Source organism: Bosea sp. AS-1 (genome assembly GCF_002220095.1).
Classification (GTDB): domain Bacteria; phylum Pseudomonadota; class Alphaproteobacteria; order Rhizobiales; family Beijerinckiaceae; genus Allobosea.
In genome coordinates this window covers 2271619-2290559 of record NZ_CP022372.1, presented here as the reverse complement: position 1 = coordinate 2290559, position 18941 = coordinate 2271619, and the positions used below count along the sequence as shown (strand labels likewise).

The 18941-nt window shown below is 61.1% G+C and carries 18 protein-coding genes; 3 read left to right on the top strand and 15 right to left on the bottom strand.

What is annotated here, in order from left to right:
• Window positions 1-10 precede the first annotated feature (10 nt).
• Both CE453_RS12640 and CE453_RS12635 read right to left on the bottom strand, forming a co-directional pair.
• Window positions 11-889 (bottom strand): arsenate reductase/protein-tyrosine-phosphatase family protein, encoded by an 879-nt coding sequence (locus tag CE453_RS12640; RefSeq protein WP_248308047.1) that lies wholly within the window; start codon window positions 887-889, stop codon window positions 11-13.
• Window positions 886-1404 carry an arsenate reductase ArsC gene (locus CE453_RS12635; RefSeq protein ID WP_089174915.1) on the bottom strand — a complete coding sequence of 173 codons (519 nt, stop codon included), beginning with the start codon at window positions 1402-1404 and terminating at the stop codon, window positions 886-888. Before CE453_RS12635 ends, CE453_RS12640 begins: the two co-directional genes overlap by 4 nt.
• A 112-nt stretch (window positions 1405-1516) precedes the next feature.
• Here CE453_RS12635 and CE453_RS12630 point away from each other — a divergent pair, with 112 nt between their 5' ends.
• Window positions 1517-2560 carry an ArsJ-associated glyceraldehyde-3-phosphate dehydrogenase gene (locus CE453_RS12630; protein ID WP_089174914.1) on the top strand — a complete coding sequence of 348 codons (1044 nt, stop codon included), beginning with the start codon at window positions 1517-1519 and terminating at the stop codon, window positions 2558-2560.
• 4 nt (window positions 2561-2564) lie between these two features.
• A complete protein-coding gene (gene arsJ, locus CE453_RS12625) occupies window positions 2565-3809 on the top strand; it encodes an organoarsenical effux MFS transporter ArsJ (protein WP_089174913.1) in 1245 nt (414 codons plus the stop codon).
• A gap of 257 nt (window positions 3810-4066) precedes the next feature.
• On the opposite strand, the gene CE453_RS12620 is transcribed toward arsJ, so the two are convergent.
• From CE453_RS12620 to CE453_RS12610, 3 genes are all read right to left on the bottom strand, one after another.
• Window positions 4067-4945 (bottom strand): macro domain-containing protein, encoded by an 879-nt coding sequence (locus CE453_RS12620; RefSeq protein WP_089174912.1) that lies wholly within the window; start codon window positions 4943-4945, stop codon window positions 4067-4069.
• A gap of 1 nt (window position 4946) precedes the next feature.
• Window positions 4947-5447 (bottom strand): TIR domain-containing protein, encoded by a 501-nt coding sequence (locus tag CE453_RS12615; RefSeq protein WP_089174911.1) that lies wholly within the window; start codon window positions 5445-5447, stop codon window positions 4947-4949.
• A gap of 186 nt (window positions 5448-5633) precedes the next feature.
• On the bottom strand, window positions 5634-6797 hold the full coding sequence (locus tag CE453_RS12610) for a RelA/SpoT domain-containing protein (protein ID WP_157733018.1): 1164 nt from the start codon (window positions 6795-6797) through the stop codon (window positions 5634-5636).
• Window positions 6798-7036: 239 nt separating this feature from the next.
• On the opposite strand from CE453_RS12610, the gene CE453_RS12605 reads away from it, so the two are divergent.
• On the top strand, window positions 7037-8413 hold the full coding sequence (locus tag CE453_RS12605; RefSeq protein ID WP_089174909.1) for a transposase: 1377 nt from the start codon (window positions 7037-7039) through the stop codon (window positions 8411-8413).
• A 99-nt stretch (window positions 8414-8512) separates the two neighbouring features.
• Here the strand turns inward: CE453_RS12605 and CE453_RS12600 are convergent, their stop codons facing one another.
• The 10 genes from CE453_RS12600 to CE453_RS12560 form a co-directional block, all read right to left on the bottom strand.
• Window positions 8513-8899, bottom strand: coding sequence for a c-type cytochrome (locus tag CE453_RS12600; protein ID WP_089174908.1), 387 nt, complete (start codon window positions 8897-8899; stop codon window positions 8513-8515).
• A 28-nt stretch (window positions 8900-8927) separates the two neighbouring features.
• Window positions 8928-10202 carry a molybdopterin molybdotransferase MoeA gene (locus CE453_RS12595; RefSeq protein WP_089174907.1) on the bottom strand — a complete coding sequence of 425 codons (1275 nt, stop codon included), beginning with the start codon at window positions 10200-10202 and terminating at the stop codon, window positions 8928-8930.
• 74 nt (window positions 10203-10276) lie between these two features.
• Entirely contained in the window at window positions 10277-12739 is a 2463-nt protein-coding gene (locus CE453_RS12590; RefSeq protein ID WP_089174906.1) for an arsenate reductase (azurin) large subunit, read from the bottom strand.
• Between the two features lie 11 nt (window positions 12740-12750).
• A complete protein-coding gene (locus tag CE453_RS12585) occupies window positions 12751-13272 on the bottom strand; it encodes an arsenate reductase (azurin) small subunit (protein ID WP_089174905.1) in 522 nt (173 codons plus the stop codon).
• A gap of 179 nt (window positions 13273-13451) precedes the next feature.
• Window positions 13452-13613 carry a hypothetical protein gene (locus CE453_RS28585; protein ID WP_157733017.1) on the bottom strand — a complete coding sequence of 54 codons (162 nt, stop codon included), beginning with the start codon at window positions 13611-13613 and terminating at the stop codon, window positions 13452-13454.
• Window positions 13614-13630: 17 nt separating this feature from the next.
• Window positions 13631-14170 (bottom strand): MerR family transcriptional regulator, encoded by a 540-nt coding sequence (locus CE453_RS12580; protein ID WP_157733016.1) that lies wholly within the window; start codon window positions 14168-14170, stop codon window positions 13631-13633.
• Window positions 14171-14246: 76 nt separating this feature from the next.
• Window positions 14247-15563, bottom strand: coding sequence for a sigma-54-dependent transcriptional regulator (locus tag CE453_RS12575; RefSeq protein WP_089174903.1), 1317 nt, complete (start codon window positions 15561-15563; stop codon window positions 14247-14249).
• Window positions 15553-17010, bottom strand: a complete 1458-nt coding sequence (locus CE453_RS12570; RefSeq protein ID WP_089174902.1) for a sensor histidine kinase — start codon at window positions 17008-17010, stop codon at window positions 15553-15555. Before CE453_RS12570 ends, CE453_RS12575 begins: the two co-directional genes overlap by 11 nt.
• Window positions 17007-17798, bottom strand: coding sequence for a substrate-binding domain-containing protein (locus CE453_RS12565; RefSeq protein WP_349236645.1), 792 nt, complete (start codon window positions 17796-17798; stop codon window positions 17007-17009). Before CE453_RS12565 ends, CE453_RS12570 begins: the two co-directional genes overlap by 4 nt.
• Before the next feature lie 461 nt (window positions 17799-18259).
• On the bottom strand, window positions 18260-18940 hold the full coding sequence (locus CE453_RS12560) for a transmembrane anchor protein (RefSeq protein WP_089174900.1): 681 nt from the start codon (window positions 18938-18940) through the stop codon (window positions 18260-18262).
• Between the last annotated feature and the right edge of the window lies 1 nt (window position 18941).

Sequence of the window (18941 nt, the reverse complement as noted above, 5' to 3'; positions counted from 1 at the left end):
GTCGTCGCCTCTAAGCAGCTTCCAAAGACCTGGGTGTCGCCCCATCCATCCGGCCAATGGCTTCAAGCGCTGGCGCCAGGTCGTCGAGCATCATGCTCTCGAACGGCAAATTGACGAGAGCCGTGACCCGAGCGGTCAGGTCTCGATAGCTTTGACGGAAAGCGGCACGGCGCGCCTCAACCGGACCGCCGACCTCTGCGGGATCGTCCAATCCCCAATGAACTCGCATAGGCGCGCCCGGGAAGGACGGGCAGGCTTCGTCGGCCGCGGAGTCGCAGACCGTGATGACGAGGTCGATTTCGGGCGCGTCCGCCGCCAGGAACTCGCCCCAGGACTTCGAGCGGAAGTCAGCGGTCGCATAACCCAGCTCCCTGAGTAGCTGGAGCGCGAGCGGGTGCGGCGCCTCATGCGGGCGGCTGCCTGCCGAATAGGCTTGGATGCGGCCGAGCCCTTCCCGGTTCATGACGGCTTCCGCCATGATCGATCTGGCGGAGTTCCCCGTGCAGACGATGAGCACCCGCAAGGGTGTGTCGGTTGCCTGAGCCTCCCTGCGCGACAGATAGGGAGTTGCAGGCGTCTCGCAGGTCGACGGGCTCTGCGAGCAGCAGGCTTCGGCCAAGAAACCAAGCAAGGCGTCCGCGCGATCCGGAACCGCGGCGAAGATGATGTGTCGCCCTTCACGGCGCGAGGCCAGCAGCCCGACCTGCTCCAACGCCCCCAGATGAGTCGAGAGGGTATTGTGCGGAACGGCCAGCAGCCGACCGATATCGCCTGCCGCCAGGCCATGAGGCCGGTAGCGCATCAACAGGCGGAAGATTTCCAGTCGGGTCGACTGGGCAAGCGCTCCCAACAAGTCGACCGCGCTGGCGGCTTCGAGGCGGGTGGTCAAGCTGCGTCGTCCTTCCTTGCCAGATTGGTGCCGATCGCATCCAGCCGATGCTGTAGAGCGACACTCTCCAGCGAGGCTAGCGGCAAATTGGTGAAGATCGATATCCGATTGTTCAACATGCGATAGGCATCGGCGAAGGCAAGCGCCTTCTGGACATCCTCGCCAACGAACGCTGCCGGGTCAGGCAGGCCCCAATGCGCGCTCATCGGCTGTCCCGGCCAGTGCGGGCACGGTTCGTTCGCGGCGTCATCGCAGAGCGTGAAAACGAAATCGAGCGGCGGCGCGTCCGGCCTCGCGAACTCCTCCCAGTTCTTCGGGCGAAACTGAGTGATGTCGTAGTTCAACGACTTCAGCAGGCGCGCAGCGAACGGATTGATCTCCTCCCGGGGATCGCTTCCGGCGCTGAATCCTTTGAACTTGCCCGGCGCGACGCGACTGATGATCGCCTCCGCCATGATCGAGCGGGCGGAATTGCCGGTGCAGACAAAAAGCACGTTAAGCGGGGCGCGGGTCATGTCTGTCATCTCATTATGTCGATAGGTGTCGACATGATTGACTCCGTCGTCATTTCGATGTCAAGCGACATATCGAATAATTTGCTCCGGATCGAATTTGAGAGGCGATGGGATGAAGGTCGGGATCAACGGCATGGGGCGCATCGGACGCTTGGCCCTGCGAGCGGCGCTGGGCGCAGCAGAACGACCGACTGATGATCCCCGGCGCGGGAACCGCCTCGAGGTCGTCCATCTGAACGAGATCAAAGGAGGCGCCGCGGCGACGGCTCACCTGCTGGAGTTCGACAGCATGCAGGGTCGCTGGCGAACCGAGATCGACCATGATGGCGACAGGGCGATCCACATCGGCGAACGTAAGCTCAGCTTCTCATCCGAGGCATCCCCTTCGGAGCTGCCCTGGGGCGATCTGGGCGTCGACGTCGTTCTCGAATGCACCGGCAAGTTCCTGACCCTAGCGGTGCTGGAAGGACATCTGAAGCGCGGCGCCAAGCGAGTGATCGTTGCCGCGCCGGTCAAGGATCCGTCCGTCCTGAACGTTGTCGTCGGCATCAACGAGCATCTCTACGACCCCTCCCTGCATCCGATCGTGACGGCCGCCTCCTGCACCACGAACTGCCTTGCGCCGGTCGTGAAGGTCGTCCACGAGCACCTCGGGATCCGGCACGGCCAGATCACCACGATCCACGACCCCACCAACACCAATGTTGTGGTCGATGCCCCGCATAAGGATCTGCGCCGGGCGCGTTCGGCGATGCTCTCGCTCCAGCCGACGACGACGGGCAGCGCAACGGCGATCGCGCTGATCTATCCGGAACTCAAGGGGAAGCTCGATGGCCACGCGGTCCGCGCGCCCGTGCTCAATGCCTCGCTGACCGACTGCGTCTTCGAACTCGAACGGTCGACGACGGCCGCCGAGGTCAATGATCTCTTCAAGAGTGCAGCGACAGGCGCCCTCGCCGGAATCCTTGGCTTCGAAGGGCGCCCCCTCGTCTCGATCGATTATCAGCGGGATACGCGCTCCAGCATCGTCGACGGCCTGTCGACGCTCGTCACGAGCGGCACGATGCTTAAGGTCTACGCCTGGTACGACAACGAGATGGGCTATGCCTGTCGCATGGTCGACCTTGCCTGCCATCTCGAAGCAGTCGGGATCTGACGCGATGAACGAGGGCACGCGCAACTACGCCATCGTGACGGCCGGATACTGGGGCTTCACACTCACGGACGGCGCTCTGCGCATGCTCGTGCTGCTGCACTTCTTCCGGCTCGGATACTCGCCCTTCACGCTCGCCTTCCTCTTCCTCCTCTATGAGGCCGCCGGCGTGCTGGCGAACTTCATCGGCGGCTGGCTCGCGGCGCGCTACGGCATCACCAGGATGCTCGCGGTCGGCTTGACGACGCAGATCACCGGCTTCTTGGTGCTTTCGGCTCTTTCGCCCGATTGGTCGGCCGTGGCCTCCGTGATCTGGGTGGTACTCGCTCAGGGCATCTGCGGCGTCGCCAAAGACCTCACAAAAACAGCCTCAAAATCTGCCATCAAGATCGCCGAGACAGCAGCCAAGGCGGAGGATTCGGAAGGCCGCCTCTTCCGCTGGGTCGCCTGGTTCACCGGCTCGAAGAACGCGATGAAGGGCTTCGGCTTCTTCCTCGGCGGCCTGCTGCTCGAACTCCTCGGCTTCCGGGGCGCGCTGTGGGCCATGGCAGCGGCGCTCAGCGTGGTGCTGTTCGGGGTCGTGGCATCGCTTCCGCCCATGCTCGGAAAGGCGAAGGCGAGCAAGAGCGCACGCGAGCTCTTCGGCAAGAACCGCGGCGTCAACCTGCTGGCGATCGCGCGCGTGGCGCTGTTCGGCGCCCGGGACGTCTGGTTCGTCGTCGGCGTACCCGTCTTCCTCTACGCCGCGGGCTGGACCTTCACGATGGTCGGCAGCTTCGTCGCGCTCTGGACCATTGGCTACGGGCTCGTGCAAGCGGCTGCACCCGCCGTGGTCAAGCGCAGCCCTGACGGGCTGACGCAGGAAGTGAAGGCGGCAAGGCTCTGGTCGCTGATCCTCGCCATCATTCCGGCCGCCATCGCTGCCGTTCTGGCGAGCAACTCGGGATTGAGGCCGGATATCGTCCTGGTGGTGGGCCTGGGCCTGTTCGGCTTTGCCTTCGCCGTCAATTCCTCGGTCCACTCCTACCTGATCCTGGCCTATGCCGGATCCGAGAAGGCCGCAGAGGATGTCGGGTTCTACTACGCTGCCAATGCGCTCGGACGGTTCACTGGCACGCTGCTGTCAGGCCTTCTCTTTCAATGGGGCGGCATCTACGCCTGCCTGGTCGGCTCCTGCCTGATGCTGGCCGCCTGCTTCGCGGCGACGCTGGCGTTACCGGCGCGGGGTGCGTTAGTCCCAGCAAAAAGCTGAACACGCAGTGATCCCGGGCTTGCCTTCTTAACTAGTGGCTTGTGCCTTGATCTTAGGTGGCGGCCCAGAAACGGCCCCACGCAGCGTTGCCGTGTCGCAGGAATCTGAAATTGGGTCCAGCGTGAGGCCCGCAATGCCTCATCGATGCCGCCCTGCATAGGCGAGCCCAGCGCCGCCACCTTGACCGGAAGCAAGGCTTTGCCGCGTTAGAGCTCACATGCGGCAAGCCCTAACGTCTCGGAGCGGCGCCTTCTGGGTTAAATGTGCAGGCTCGACATTAAGTAATCCCGAATTTCAAAAAGATTTATTTTGTGTTTTGGCACATCGCCAGGGTGGACGATTATGCTCAATTTGTTTGAGAATACGGCGTCAGTCGAGGCGTCAGCAAAAGATTGGGCAATTCTCTCGATAATCTTCTTGCGCGACAGTGAGACTCGGCCACGGCCCGTACCAAGAACCGGAATAGCGATCTCACCAAGCTCGCCACGCGTTGCCATATACTTCCAAAGCGCCTCCAATGAGTCGTCTATCATTCGCGGTGTAGAGCTCGCGGTTCCATGTTCATTTAATTCTGACATAGCTAGGAAGTAGAAATTCTTACCGTGCGCCTTCACCCTTGCTACCGTCCCGATCTTATATACCTCGTTCTTCCCTTTCCTGTTATTGTCCGTACGGCTCTTTTCGCCATTGAGAGATTCTTCTATTTGCTTCTCAAGATCGCCATAGTTTCCAGGAAAATATTTTAGAAGAAATTGCCCCTGCAAACTTTCCGGCGCGATAAGACCATTGGTGATATCAGTATCAAACGTTGTATTTGTGCTGATAATAACCTCTCCGGGAGAGTCCAAAATATTTCCAATTCGTACTTCGACACTGAAATCACGTTTAGGAATTTTGTACCGGACGCGCGAGACAGGCCGCCTAGTCGCCAGAACGTAAACAAAGGCAACCAGCATTATGATAGGAAAGGCAAATACGCTGTACTTGTCTTTCGTATATATGTTAAAAAATTCGAACAGCTCAATGAACAGCCACATGACGCCGACAGCCGCAAAAAAACGAGCAACTGCCTCGGTCGAGAAAACCGCATAGCGCCAGTATGACCAGGTGCATATTGAATCGAAAAAGTACCTCACTCTACAGACCCAAACTCATGTAGGTTGCGTCCGTGTAGTGATAATAATCTGTCTTGCCTTCTGATTTATACTTGGCGTGAGACGCTGGCCAATTTGCCATCGCGTGTTCCACTATCTTCATTCCGAAGGGAACATACACTGCAAGCTCGTCGCGAATGGTCGGTGGGCACAGAGCATCTCTTTTTCGAGATCCGTTGAGATTCACGCCGATAATTGGAAGGTCCAGCCTGAGGGCAACTTCCATTTCCCATTTTACGAATTTCGTGAGGCGCGCGGTGTTCTCGCCGATGAGCACCACGAGAAGCTTCGAATTAGCGAAGCGCACACGTAGCTGGCGCTTGATGCTTTCGACCTCGCTTGTGTCGCGCGCCGAGTTTAAGTCGTGCGCATTGTAGAAGTCAAAGGAGAATCTTTGATTAGCTGACCACGCCTGCATCAAGCGGTAATACTTCATATCTGTATCACCATCGAAGCAGATGTATGTTTTGTTGCGGTATGCCATCACACCCCCCCGGGCCGTTCGTAGCAGTATCATCAGGGCTGGAAATCAGAAGCTGCGCAAGTGAGGACGTCATTTCTGCGCGAGAAACTCGTGGAATTGCCCCTGCTGGAAAATCCGCTGACGCATCACGCGACCTTTGCCCTGGCAGCAAATGATCACACGCGTGATCGCGTCCTGGAGGCGACGTTAGCGGCGCAGGAAGCGATTTCTCGTGAACCATGAAAGATCCGGGGCCTCCCGCGGCCGAGGCGGAACAATCTCCTGTGGCATGAGCTGAAACTCATCAGAGTCTTTCGCCTTACCGATACGTCGAAGCTGCCTCCGGAATAGATGGACATCGCCGAAATAATTTGGATACGCCTCCTTTAGATTCTTGACCTTATCTACCTCGACGAGAACGGTATCAAAGCTCGGCCGTTCGGGGTCAATAATGGTTTCGATTTCCTCCCGTTCGTAAGACTCAATACCTTTCATCGGCTCTCGATAAGCCGTGACAGACACTTCATTTGTCGCCGTGTCATAGCGGATCAGGAAATACTTGGTATCGCGATCAAAAATATGACGTTCGGCGGCTCGAAACGCTTGGCTCAGATTGTCTAACGTCGCAGCGGCTCCAAGTCTGCGATCGAGATCGAGAATCTCTTGGCGTCGCGGCCTGCCGACTGGCGCACCTGGGACGGGCGAGCAATTCTCGTGCTCTGCGAACTCCGATGACACCAACTCGAACAGGCGCAGCCAATCTCCGTTACCGGCGCCCCCTTTGAGATCCTCACCTCGGATTAAACCGACAGCCTCGACAGCCGTCGCCCAAGTGTGTTGAAGTTGCGTTCTAACCTGCACTTCGATCCGGCGCCCCGAGAAGTGCTCTACCTCCCCGCTGCCGGTGAATTTGAGCTTGAGGTGATGGCTGCGGTAACCGCCTGGCTTCGGTTCTGCGATGTAGTTGTTCTGGTCAAAGATTATGTGGCGGCAACTGTCACCGTAGGCGTTCACGAGTCGTTGCACGTCCTCCATCCGCGGCAGGATTGCTCGGCAACCACCCAGGTCTTGAATCGCTTCCAGTCCGATATTGATTTTCCGGAGCTTCTTCCGGATGGACGTCATGCGCTTTAGTCGGGCTGCGCTGATTCCAGAGGTCTGTTTGAGACCGAGCTTCCTGACCTTCGCGATTAACTCAGCGTGTATGCGGCGCATCGGCGCCGCATGTGAGTCGCGCCAACTATTCGCGACAGCAAAGGCATGACGAATTTCGTCCTGTGTTTCAGTATTCCAGACAAGATCACCGGCGAGTTTTCTGCCTGCTCGGCCGACATCCTTCTTGCTGTAGACGAAAAGTGGATAGGCGACCATGAGAGGTTCACTGAGAAACAGACAGGGGCGGACGCTCATTATTTAGGCTGCCCCTGCGTCGCCCGGCAACATGCTGTCGCAAATGTCCACAGGCACAAATTATCGCGAGAAGCGTATCCTTTCTTCGACTACCCGGAGGCTGATGCTCCGAATGTCAGCCAAGGGCCGATTGTGTTGAAGAAGTGGGCGTTGCTACGAGACTGAAGTCCTGATTCAGTTGTCCTTGGGAGGGGCGGCCGATGATGGGCGAACGAACAGTGGCGCAGGAGGCGCTGTTCTACGAGTTCAGCCTGGAGCGGCATGTCCCGCCTCAGCACCTGCTGCGCGCGATCGACCGCTTCGTCGACCTGTCCGGCGTCCGCGCGCATCTGCGTCCGTTCTACAGCGACACCGGCCGCCCCTCGATCGATCCGGAGCTGATGATCCGGATGCTGATCGTCGGCTACTGCTTCGGCATCCGCTCCGAGCGCAGGCTCTGCGACGAGGTCCATCTGAACCTCGCCTATCGGTGGTTTTGCCGGCTCGGGCTCGATGGTGATGTGCCCGATCACTCAACCTTCTCGAAGAACCGGCACGGCCGCTTCCGCGACAGCGATCTGCTGCGCGAAGTGTTCGAGACGACGGTTCGGCGCTGCATGGCGGAAGGGCTGGTCGGCGGCGAGGGCTTCGCGGTCGACGCCAGCCTGATCAAGGCAGACGCCAACCGTCAAGACGGCGTGCCCGGCAAGGACGGTTTGCCTCCCGAGGTCTCGCACCATGCCGTGCGCGAGTATCTCGCCGTGTTGGACGATGCCGCCTTCGGCGCGGCGACCCCGGTCGTGCCGAAGTTCATCTCGCCGGCCGCCCCGGCAGCGCGCTGGACCGCGGCCCATGGCGGGCAGGCCTTCTTCGCTTATGCGACCAACTATCTGATCGACCTGAAGCATGCCGTCATCATGGACGTGGAGGCGACCACGGCCGTGCGCCAGGCCGAGGTCGGGGCTGCGCGAACCATGGTCGAGCGGACGCAGGACCGCTTCGGCACCTGGCCCGAGAAACTGGTGGCGGATGCCGGCTACGGCTCGGCCGAGAACCTCGCCTGGCTGGTGCATGAGCGCGGGATCGAGCCGCATATCCCGGTCTTCGACAGATCGCAGCGCCGTGACGGCTCCTTCAGCCGCTCTGACTTCGCTTACGACCATGAGGGCGATCTTTACATCTGCCCGGGCGGCAAGGAGCTTCGACAGTTCCGTCGCGCCTTCGCGGTGCCGCGTGACGGCGTCGATCGCGAGGGCCTCATGCGCTACCGGGCCATGAAGCGTGACTGCGACGCCTGCTCCTTGAAGCCGCGGTGCTGTCCGAAAGACCCAGCCCGCAAGGTCCTCCGCTCCATCCATGAAGGCGCCCGCGACATGGCGCGTGACATCGCCGCCACCGATGCCTACGCAACCTCACGACGCGAGCGGAAGAAGGTCGAAATGCTCTTCGCCCATCTGAAACGCATCCTCAAACTCGATCGTTTGCGGCTGCGAGGACCTTGTGGCGCACGCGACGAGTTCCTCCTCGCAGCCACCGCCCAGAACCTCAGGAAAATGGCAAAGCTGATGCCGATGGGAGCGCCGCCCCAGGCGGCATGAGGGGCGAGCGCCCTCTCACCGATCACCCTGCCTTCGTCGATAGCCGACCCGGCGCCCACTTCTTCAACACAATCGGCCGCGAGCGAACGTGATATTTGCTCACGGAGCCTTCTTTCCATCCTTGTCGAACTGCTTGAGGAAAGCGGTCAGGTCTTTGATCTCCTGATCATTCTTTATCCCGGCGAACACCATCTTGGTTCCTGGAATCCTGGCCTTCGGATCCTTGATGTAGACGGCGAATGTCGCCTCGTCCCAGGTGATGCCCGAGTTCTTGTTGGCGCTCGAATAGCTGTAGCCCTCGACTGATCCGGAATGCCGGCCGAACAACCCGTTGAGTTCTGGCCCGACGCCGTTCTTCGCGGTTTCACCTATCTGGTGGCAGGCACGGCATTTGTTCCAGGAGCGCTCGCCCGCCGAAATGTCCTGGGCAAAGGCAACGGACGGCGAAGCTGCGAGCAAGGCAAGCACAGGCCAGAGGCGATTCATGGTCGATGGATCTCCGATGATGAAAGGGTCAGATGGCGAAAGCGCCACGAAGCGGATGAAACAGGATCACGTCTCCGGGACGAACGCCGCCGTTCTCCGCAGCGATCTCGGCCAAACCGTCGGCTTCAGCGAGGGGTTGCAACCGGGCAGAGCCGCCCCGGCCAAGGATTTCGACGCCAAGGCCCTCGGGACCGTCGACGAGTTTGACCGGAACGAACTCAGTTCGGCCTGCGCGGCGAGCAAAGGCTGACTTGCTCGGTAAGGGAAAGCCGAGCCGCCGTGGAAGCTCCCGCCCCTCAAGGGAGCAAGTCATCGTTCGGCCCAGCAGCAGCCAGCACACCAGGCTCGAAACCGGATTTCCGGGCAGGCCCAGGTACGCCGCGGTACGGATGCGACCGACGACGGCGGGCTTGCCGGGCTTCAAGGCGATCTTGAGGGTTTCGCCGCTGCCTCCTGCCCGCTCCAGCGCTTCAAGTGCATGGTCCTCCTCGCCGAGGGAGGCGCCCCCGCTGGTGATTACGAGGTCGGCTCGCTCGGCCGCACACTGAAGTCGATCGGCGATCATTTCAGGGCGGTCAGGAACCCAGCCACCGTCGATTGGCACCAGGCCTGATTGCTCGATCAAGGCGAGCAGCATTGGCCGGTTGGAATCATAGATCGCGCTGGGTTCGAGTGCGTCACCGGCCTGTCGGAGCTCGTCTCCCGTCGAGATCACGGCCACACGCGGCCGTGCGCGTACCTTGAAGGTGCCGATGCCCTGCGCGGCGGCAAGGGCGACATGGCGGGCATCGAGACGCTCGCCCACTTGGAGAAGGGTCTCAAGCGGTTGAACGTCCTCGCCCTTGATCCGGATATTGTCTCCCGCCCGGATCGGGCGACGCAGGACGATGATATCGCCATCGCGATCGACATGCTCTTGCATGACGACGGCGTCGGCCCCCTCGGGAATCGGGGCTCCGGTGAATAGCCGGGTCGCTTGGCCACGAGCGATCTTGCCCCCGCGACTGCCAGCGGGAACACGACCGACGACCTGAATGCGGGCTCCGACCGCAATCCCGTCACGCGCCACCACGGCATAACCGTCCATGGCGGACTGGGTGAAGGGCGGAGTCGCGACCAACGCCACAACGGGCTCGGCAAGCGTACGGCCCGTCGCCTGCGCGACCGGGACAATGTCGGCCTCGATCAACGGCGCGGCATAGGCCGATGCGCGAGCGCATGCTTCCGGGATCGAGAGAGTGACGGAAGCATGATCGACGGCTGGAGCCGCGAGCAATGCTTCCGCCGCAACAGGAGCGGTCATGGGCAACCTGCGAGCTGGAAGCGACGGGAAATGAGCGGGTCGCGCATGCGTCCGACCCGCTCATCGTGACGACGTCAGACCGCGTATTCGCGGCTCTTGAAGGACAGATGCCTGGTATTCTCCGGCGCGCTCGCGATCTTCCGGATGTTGCCCCAGGTCTGCTTGTAGTTCGGGATCACGAACTCATTGACGCCTGGCGAGACGACATTGCCTTGGACGCCAGTGGGAAACGCGAACAGCATGAAGGCCTGCTTTCGCTTCGCCGAAGGCGTCGGATAGGCCATGGCCTGCGTCGAGCCATTGTCATTGTAGACCTCGACGAGATCCCCGTCCTTGAGACCGAGCTCGGTCATGTCGGCTGGGTTCAGCTCGATGAAGGGATACGGCTGGGCGTCCATGACGAAGTCGTTCTTCTGGTCGAGATAGGCGCTCTGCCAGATCAGGTTGGCCCGCCCATTGTTTATCAGGAACGGGAATTTGTCCTTCTCGGCCTGCTTGCCGGCAGCCTGGAGACCACGCCACTGCGTCTCCATGAAGGTCGCCTTGCCGTCTTTGCCGCCGAATTTACCGTCAGCGAAAAGCCGCTTCGTGCCAATGATCTTGCCGTCCGCGAAGCCGGTCGCCGGCTCCTGGAAGCCATTCGTGCCCATCGCCTTCAGGCGAGCATAGGTGACGTGCTCTCCGCCCTTCTCATGGGCATGATAGCCGTCCATGAAAGCGTCTTCCTCGGTTTTCCAATCGAAGCCTTTGAAGTTGTCGGCGACCTGGGCCATGCCGATCTCCCGGAAGACGCGCTCCATGTTGTTGGCGATGCGGGCCGCGATCAGACAATCGGGCATCGCCTGTCCAGGCGGGTCCATGTAGCGCTCGACGAGGCGCATACGACGCTCGCCATTCATGGAGGTCAGGTTCATTTCGCCGGAGGTCGCGGCCGGGAGCCAGACATGCGACGCCTGCCCGATCTGGCTCGGTATGATGTCCATATCGACCGAGAACAGGCCGCCCTTCTTGATCGCCTCGACGATGGCGTTGACCAGCGCCGTACGGTCACCGAACGGGACCGAGTCCATGGCCTCCTTCACCAGGTCAGTGCGCTTCTTGTAGGTTCTCTTGAACTGGTAGGCATTGAGCGTCGTCTTGTAGTGGTCGCACCCCCAGATGTGGTGAACGCCCCCCTTGCCCTCGATCAGGAGCTTGTCGACGTATGCCGCCGGGCGACCGACATGGGCATCGGACGGACGCGAGTAGCCTTCCTGGTGGCCGCCCAGACGCACGCAGCCACCTCCCGGCCGACCGATGTTGCCGGTGGCGAGAGCGACATTCACGAGCGCGCCGTTGGTGCGGTAGTTGTCATTGCCCCAGATCAGGCCCTTCTCGTAGGCGAACATGGTGCGGCGACGCGCATTGCCTTCCTTTGGCGACGCGATCCATTCCGCCGACTGGCGGATCTGGTCGACGGTAAGACCGGTCAGAGCGGCAGCTTGCTCCAAGGTCGTCTTGTTGGCCGCGACCATCTTGTCGAAGCCGTTGGTCGAGGCGGCAATCAGTGCCCGGTCGAGCCAACCCTTCTCGGCGATGTACGTCATCCAGGCATTGAACAGCGCAAGATCGCTGCCCGAGTTGATGGCCAGGTGCATCACCCGGTCCTTGCCGGCCTCCACCTCGCAGGCGTTGACCGTGACGGTGCGCCGCGGATCGATGATAACGATCCGCGCAGGGGGATGAGCCTCATTCGGAAGCTCGGCGCGCTTCTTGTCCATCGACGTGCCACGCAGGTTCGGCACCCAATGGTTCAGGAAATAGTTGGTTTGGGTCTCCAGCGGATTGGCGCCCACCACGACGATCGTGTCGGCGAGCTCCGCATCCTCGTAGCAGTTGTTGAGCTCGCCGATGCCCATGTCGCGCGTGGCGTGGACCTCGGAATTGTAGGCGGGCCGGTTGTGGATCCGGATATTCTTCACCTTCATGGCGCCGAAATAGAGCTTGCCGGTGCCCCAGGTGTTCTCGTAGCCGCCCCCGGCGCCGCCATGGTCGAAAGCGGAGACGAAAAGCCCGTCCTCGCCCTGATCCTTGACGATCTGGCACGTGACCCGGGCCACGAGATCGAGCGCATCATCCCAGGACGTCGGCGACATCGCGCCGTAGCGCCAGACCATCGGGTGCGTGAGGCGCTGCTGCTGTGTCGAACGCGCCTCCGAGAATGAAGTCTCCGCCATGCGGGCGCCGCGAACCGAGCCGAGGCCCGAATTCACCACGCAGTTCTTGTCCGGCATGATGACCAAGTGGACGTCCTTACCGTCCTGCTTGACGATGTTGTACATCGACGGCGAATACCAGGCGCTGCTGTCGGCCCCTTGCTGCTGGGCAAGGTCGACCTTGAACTTGTTCTGACTCGGATCCGTGCCGCCCTGCCGATTGATGTCCCAGGTGTAGGCCTTGTAGCCGCATCCGACGATGCAGAAATGGCAGGTGACGTTGTGCTCCTTGGCGTCCGCGGGGACGATGGGGAGGCGATCGATCTGACGCTTATAGGTCATGGCCTTCTCCCTCAGAGCACGTTGGACAGGCGGCCGTAGAGCAGCTCGTCGAGCCCCTCAGCCACGATGTCGCCATTGGCTTCGACCCGCAGCGCATATTGCGGCAGGTTCTGGGTCGACTGCCCCCAAACCTGCTGGCCGCCAGCCTCGCAATCGAAGCGGGAGTAATGCCCGGGGCAGTTCAGCGTCTTGTCGGTCGCGTTGAACGCGAGCGGAAAGCCCTTGTGCGGGCAGACGGTCGAGAAGCCGACGATATCGCCGTCAGGGCCGACGCCTCCCGGAACGCGCTTGCCGAGCTTGATCAGCACGCCCGGCGCATCATCATCGGGATAGGCAACATCCTTCGGCTCGTTGACCTTGAGCTCTGCGACAGTTCCGAGCTTGTTGGCGGGATACTCGACCAGCGCGGCAGCGGGTTTTGCCTGAGCCGGCGCGGAAACGATCGTCGTCGCAGCGGCGCCTGCCGCGGCGAACCCCGCTCCTGACAGGAACCGGCGGCGGCCGAGATCGACCATCAGATCGCACTTCTTCATTGAGGTTCCTCCAGCCAGCTTCTCGTGAGCGGTAGGAGGTGATTGCAGGCCCCGTGCCAGGGCTCAGAAGGCCGAAGTCCTTAACAAAAACAGTGGCCTAAGGATCATGGTCGATCTGAGCATGTTCGAATTCTCGAACATGCTGCGGTTGCGAAAGTAAGGAAATCCAGACCCTGCAATCAGCGCGAAGAGTTCGGCGGCTGCTCGCCGTCGTCGCGACCGAAAGAAATCTCGAAATCCCGCCATTTGAGCCGCCGCAGGCGCATGGCAAGCACGAGCCCGAGGACCCCGATCAAGCTCAACACGGTCGGAGTGGCGACAATCGCAGTGAGGGCATCCATGCTTGGCATCGCGCTTCTCACTCGTCCAGGTCCGTGGTCTCAACGACCAGATGCGGGCGATCGAGTTTCGCCAGGATCGCTTCGGCCGCCTTCTTCGTGTCGAAAACAATTGTAACCGGCCCACCGGGCTGAAGCGTTCCCCGCTCTCGCTCATACTCATCGAGACTGTCCGTCCGACAGACCCCGGCGCTATCGACGATCACATAGCGGCCGATCCTGTGGCGGGGATCAGTCGTCCCGACCGCATAATTGGCGAAGCCGAGCATCGGCAACATGGCCATGCTCGCCGCCGTTTCCGCGTTGCGGAAGCCGTCGCTACCGAGCGGCGTGGCGGCGACCCGAAGTCCGATCCCCGCATCCGAAAAGGACTTGAGCGCGAGCATATGGCTCAGGTCTTCGAATGTGTACCTGCTGTGCTTTCCATCGTCCCGCGAGGCCAAATAGCCGCGTCGCTTCCAATCACGCTGCAACTCGACCGAAACGCCGGTCGCACGCGCCGCTTCACCAGGCGTGTACTCGGTCGAGATATATCGGACCGTCCGGCGTCGAGAGCTCATGCATTGCAATCCGTGAGATGCCCCACGAATACCGCAAAGACAAAACCGTGTCAAAGACCACGGTTTATCTGCAGTCTCAATCTCTCGCGGATCCCAGGCCGTACCGTCTCATCTTTTCCCAAAGTGTGGTCCGGGAGACCCCAAGTGCCTTCGCGGTAGCAAGCACTGCTCCATCGTTTTCAGAGAGAACACGGGCAATATGGCGCCGCTCGGCTTCGTCGCGAATGCCCTCCAACCCCTCCCGCTGAGACGGTTTGAAGGCAGTTTCGAGATCAGGAAACAGATCACCCGGCATCAGCAACGGTCCGTCGCTCAGAGCAACCGCACGTTCCACCCGGTTGCGGAGCTCGCGCACATTGCCAGGCCAACTATGGGCGAGCGCAGCTTCCAGGGTCAGCGCGCTGGCACCTTGAACGCGCTCTCCCATCTCGCTCGCGAATTCCGCCACGAAGCGATTGATCAGCCAGATCACGTCTTCATTTCGATCGCGCAGCGGTGGAACGGGAACATGCACGACATTGATGCGATAGAGGAGGTCTTCGCGGAATGTCCCTTCCCTCACCTTCCGATGCAGGTCTGCATTGGTGGCACAAACTACTCTTGCCCTGAACGGAACGATCTGCTCGCCACCCACCCGGCTGAAATTGCGATCCTCCAGAAGCCGCAGGAGCTTTGCCTGAAGCTTCGGCGCGAGATCGCCGATCTCGTCGAGAAACAGGGTTCCCGCACCAGCCCGCTCAGCGTAGCCAAGATGGCGGGCGTGAGCGCCCGAGAAAGAGCCCTTCTCATGCCCGAAGAGCTCGCTCTCCATGAGGTCCGACGGAATAGCGGCGCAGTTCACGGCCATGAACGGCCCGGCTGTCCCACGGGACGCATGTAGCAACCGGGCGCAAACCTCCTTGCCGCACCCGGTCTCACCCGTGAGCAGGACCGGAGCGCTGACCCTGGCCAGTCGCATGAGAGTGCTTTCGAGCGCGCGCATTGCAGGCGATACGCCGAGAAGCCCCTCGCCCTCCGGCTCAGCCGGATCAACCAAGGTCTCCAAGCGCTCAAGGAATACCGACATCTCGAAGGGCTTTGTGACGTAATCCGCCGCGCCACACCGCATCAACCGCACCGCCTGATCAATCTCTCCGAAGGCCGTCATAAACAGGAATGGGGGAGCTCGTTCGGACTTCACGGTCTCAAGGAAGATCTCCTCGCCATTGCCGTCTGGCAGCTTGAGATCGCAGATCACCGCCTGCGGCCGGCGCTTCGAGAGTCCCTGCACAGCCTCCGCTTTGGTCTTCCACCAGGTGACATCGGCACCTTCAATGGCGAGCCTCTGGACAAGAGATTCCCCCATGATCGGATCGTCCTCGATCAAGCCGATGGCGCAACGTTCAAGCGACATCGCGAAGCTCCTCTTTTGCGCGCAGGGGGATTGTCATGCGGATCAAGGCACCTCCAAGCGGTGACCTGGCGATCACCACCTGACCTCCCATCTCCTCGAGGAGACGACGCGTGACCCATAATCCGAGCCCCGCCCCTTCGCCGAACGGAACTGGGCTGCTGGTCTCACCGGCAAGAACGGCATAGGCATCGGGGCTGAAGCCGGGCCCCTGATCGTGGACTTCCAGCAGCAAATGATCGCCTTCTATCGCGCAGATTACTGAAAGCTGGCCGCCAGGTGGGCTTACACCGATCGCATTGAGCAACAGGTTCAACGCGATTTGACGGAACGCAGTCGCCTCGATTGGCAACTCGCCCTGGATCGTGTTTTGCCAATCCAGTGTCAATGTGCGCCGGGCAATCTCTGGCCGAACGAGCAATCGCAGATCATCGAGGTCATTTGCGGCCAGATGGCGTGGATCGCGATCGGCACGATATGCCGCCAGCGTCGAGCGGACGACGTCCCGGATTCCCTTGAGGCCGCGTTCAATCAAATCGAGCGAGATCGATCGAACCTTCGGCTTGTCGCCATGGCGCTTCAACGTGTCGATCGCGTTGAACAGGCCGCCGAGAGGGTTGTTGATCTCATGGGCCATGCCGGAGGCCAGGCGTCCGAGACTGGCCAGCCGCTCCTCATTCGCCAGCTCTTTGGCAATCGCCTCGCGCTCGTTGACTGCACGCGCCATCGCGTTGAAGCGGATGAACAGGCGTCTGAACTCGCGGGTCGACGCGACGATTTCGTCTTTAGGAATCGGCTGTACCGGCCCCGAGACGCTGAGATCGAGGTGCCTCGATAGGGTGCCAAGCGGCCCGAGCATGCGCCTGATGATCCAGTAGCCTAAGGCGGCCAGCAGCAAGGCGATTGCAGCGTTTGTGGCGACCAGGGTTCGGAGGACCTCGCCGCGCTCGCGCAGCAGGTGGGAGATATCATAGTCAACATAGATCTCGCCGATGCGGCGATCCTGGTAGAGCAAAGGCCTCCGCGCGAAAGCGCGCCCCTTGCCAGTGTCGACGAAAAGCAGCGCGTCGCCATCGAATGCACGATCTCGTTCAGATTGCCGACTGAGCACAGGCGCTTGCCGGGGATCGCTTGCGGCAAGCGTTTCTCCCTTGCTGTCGACGACCACGATGCTCGCGCGGCCGAAGCCACCTTCGAGCGTCGCTCCCCTCTCGATAATGTCGAAGATCTCCCAGATATCCTCCCGCAAGACATGCGGGATGACTGCCGAGGCCAGGCCGTTGAGGTAGATCGTCGACATCGCCGCGAGCTGTCGCTCCTGAGTCTCGCGCAGTCGCGTCAGCACGACATTGGTTAGTACGATACTGACCACCACCATGAAAACTGCGACGAGAACAGGCGCCTTGAAAGCCAGCGGCCAGCGCCGCGGATCAAGCGAAGCTCGCCTCATCCGAGTGCCCTCACCAAATCCACGCGGGCCGCGATGCTGTCGAAAAGCGCAGGCTCCCCAGGCGTGAAACCATCGAGCCTCAGAAGAGCCAAAACGTCCCGACCCGTCTGATCAGCTGGCATTTCGATCAATGCCCGCCGCAGGCGCGCAATCCCGTCACTCCTGACGTTCGGGGTGGACGTCGCGATGGGCGGGAAGCCCATCCAGGCAGAGCGCCAGGCAGGCCTAGTTTGCCGTGTCAGCTCCGGCTCGGTCTCCGTCATCACCTCCCAGACGTATCCATCCACGCTACCCGATTGAGCCAGGCCCGCGGCTACCGCGCGAACAACGTTTCGATGCCCGTACGTGAAGAAGGTTCGCCGAAAGAAATCCTGGGGCTTGGCTCTACGCTCCGCCAACAATGCCCGTGTCACGAGATATCCCGAGTTGGAGTCTGGGTCAGAGAACGCGTGAATGTCTCCGCGTAGATCGGCGATCGAGCTCGCATCGCGATCAGCACCAACAAGAAGATAGGACTGATAGGTCGGTTTGCCGCGCCAGACGGGGACAGCCACCAGTTCGAGCTCACGACGATAGGCCACGAAGGGAAACCCGCAGATCCAGGCGGCGTCGAGCAGCCCTGAGATCAGCTGCGACGTAATCTCCTGATAGGTCCGCTTCAAAACAAGCTGGACCTCCATGTTCATGGCGGTCGAGAGATACCGCTGCAGCGCTTCGAGCAGTTCGAGATCGGAGGTCAGAAACACCGGTGTCAGGCCGAAGCGGAATGGTTGTTGAGCTCGGAGCACAGAAGGCGCGGCGAGAGTTGAGCTTACACCAATCAAGACGGCTCGACGCGTGAGAGCGCGGCGTTTGACGGCTGGACCTGAGAGCCGGCCGACCCTCGATGTCACGGCAAACCTCCCAGATTTTGCTTATTTTATTTCAATCTGGTCCCTCGCTGGACCCCAGTCAAATAGCTTCGGCATCTCGATGATCGTCGAATTGTCGCCTTCAAGATTCTCTCTGTTGATAGCCTCGCGCTGCGAGCTAGGCGTTCGCGCCACTATCGTAGACCCCGCACTACTCCCGTCGCGCGTTGCCAGATCGCCCCGGTTGCGCCGTCCTGCGACGCGAGTTCCTCGAGGTCGAAAAACCCTTTTGCTTCCGGGCACCCTGCTCCGAGCACCAGCGTCGGGCAGACCCGTATAGTGCTACCGACAAGGCCTGCCAGCCGGGTCGCTCGATCGACCGGCTGGCAGGCATCCGTTTAGATCATTCGTTTGATTTCGACATAAGCGCCGTTGGTTTTCAGCGTGATCGTCACGTCCTTAGCGCCACGATTGCGCCAGAACCAGCCGTGGCCTCCGTCGCCTTCGGCGGTCAGAACGCCTTCGTCGCCAGCGGCGCCGCGGCCCTGCTTGTAACTTTTTTCTTTGCCGCCCCCGGCCGGGGTGCCGTGCATGTCGTAGTTCACGACGCCGCCGTCGGTGGCCCAAGAAAAGTTCACTTTGGCGCCCGCCTTCATCGTCAGCTTGTATTCAACGCCTTCGCTCGGCTTCAGGGTGATGACCGTCTCCTCTTTGCGTCCGGCAGCCTGGGCGACAACCAGCCGCTCGCTCGCATGGGCGGGTGAGACGAGAAGGGCCGCGAGCGCACTGCCGAACAGGCTGGAACGCTGATCCGAGGCCGGACGGTTGGATTGCTCGATGGAGCCCGTCGAATCCTTCTGGCGATCGCGCTGGGCTTCCTCTGCGAGTTGAGCCTTGATCTCGCCCATCTCGGTCAACTTGAGCATGCGGCCGACCCCGGTCGGGTCGATAGCATACTCGGCCGGGAGCACGATGGTGACGAGGATGCCAGCCGCGGCGACAAAGGCGATGGCAGTGGAACGCAGGAGCTGCGCCGAGGTCGGCAGTTCCGCGCGGGTCGGAATATCGGTGTTGTACATG

What these genes read in the sequence shown, in the direction of transcription:
- CE453_RS12615 (WP_089174911.1), bottom strand. Translation starts at nt 5,447, where the DNA reads ATGGCATACCGCAACAAAACATACATCTGCTTCGATGGTGATACAGAT.
- CE453_RS12580 (WP_157733016.1), bottom strand. Translation starts at nt 14,170, where the DNA reads ATGAGCTCTCGACGCCGGACGGTCCGATATATCTCGACCGAGTACACG.
- CE453_RS12600 (WP_089174908.1), bottom strand. Translation starts at nt 8,899, where the DNA reads ATGAATCGCCTCTGGCCTGTGCTTGCCTTGCTCGCAGCTTCGCCGTCC.
- CE453_RS12560 (WP_089174900.1), bottom strand. Translation starts at nt 18,940, where the DNA reads ATGTACAACACCGATATTCCGACCCGCGCGGAACTGCCGACCTCGGCG.
- CE453_RS12585 (WP_089174905.1), bottom strand. Translation starts at nt 13,272, where the DNA reads ATGAAGAAGTGCGATCTGATGGTCGATCTCGGCCGCCGCCGGTTCCTG.
- CE453_RS12570 (WP_089174902.1), bottom strand. Translation starts at nt 17,010, where the DNA reads ATGAGGCGAGCTTCGCTTGATCCGCGGCGCTGGCCGCTGGCTTTCAAG.
- CE453_RS12590 (WP_089174906.1), bottom strand. Translation starts at nt 12,739, where the DNA reads ATGACCTATAAGCGTCAGATCGATCGCCTCCCCATCGTCCCCGCGGAC.
- CE453_RS12575 (WP_089174903.1), bottom strand. Translation starts at nt 15,563, where the DNA reads ATGTCGCTTGAACGTTGCGCCATCGGCTTGATCGAGGACGATCCGATC.
- CE453_RS12635 (WP_089174915.1), bottom strand. Translation starts at nt 1,404, where the DNA reads ATGACCCGCGCCCCGCTTAACGTGCTTTTTGTCTGCACCGGCAATTCC.
- CE453_RS12605 (WP_089174909.1), top strand. Translation starts at nt 7,037, where the DNA reads ATGATGGGCGAACGAACAGTGGCGCAGGAGGCGCTGTTCTACGAGTTC.
- CE453_RS12610 (WP_157733018.1), bottom strand. Translation starts at nt 6,797, where the DNA reads ATGGTCGCCTATCCACTTTTCGTCTACAGCAAGAAGGATGTCGGCCGA.
- arsJ (WP_089174913.1), top strand. Translation starts at nt 2,565, where the DNA reads ATGAACGAGGGCACGCGCAACTACGCCATCGTGACGGCCGGATACTGG.
- CE453_RS28585 (WP_157733017.1), bottom strand. Translation starts at nt 13,613, where the DNA reads ATGGATGCCCTCACTGCGATTGTCGCCACTCCGACCGTGTTGAGCTTG.
- CE453_RS12630 (WP_089174914.1), top strand. Translation starts at nt 1,517, where the DNA reads ATGAAGGTCGGGATCAACGGCATGGGGCGCATCGGACGCTTGGCCCTG.
- CE453_RS12595 (WP_089174907.1), bottom strand. Translation starts at nt 10,202, where the DNA reads ATGACCGCTCCTGTTGCGGCGGAAGCATTGCTCGCGGCTCCAGCCGTC.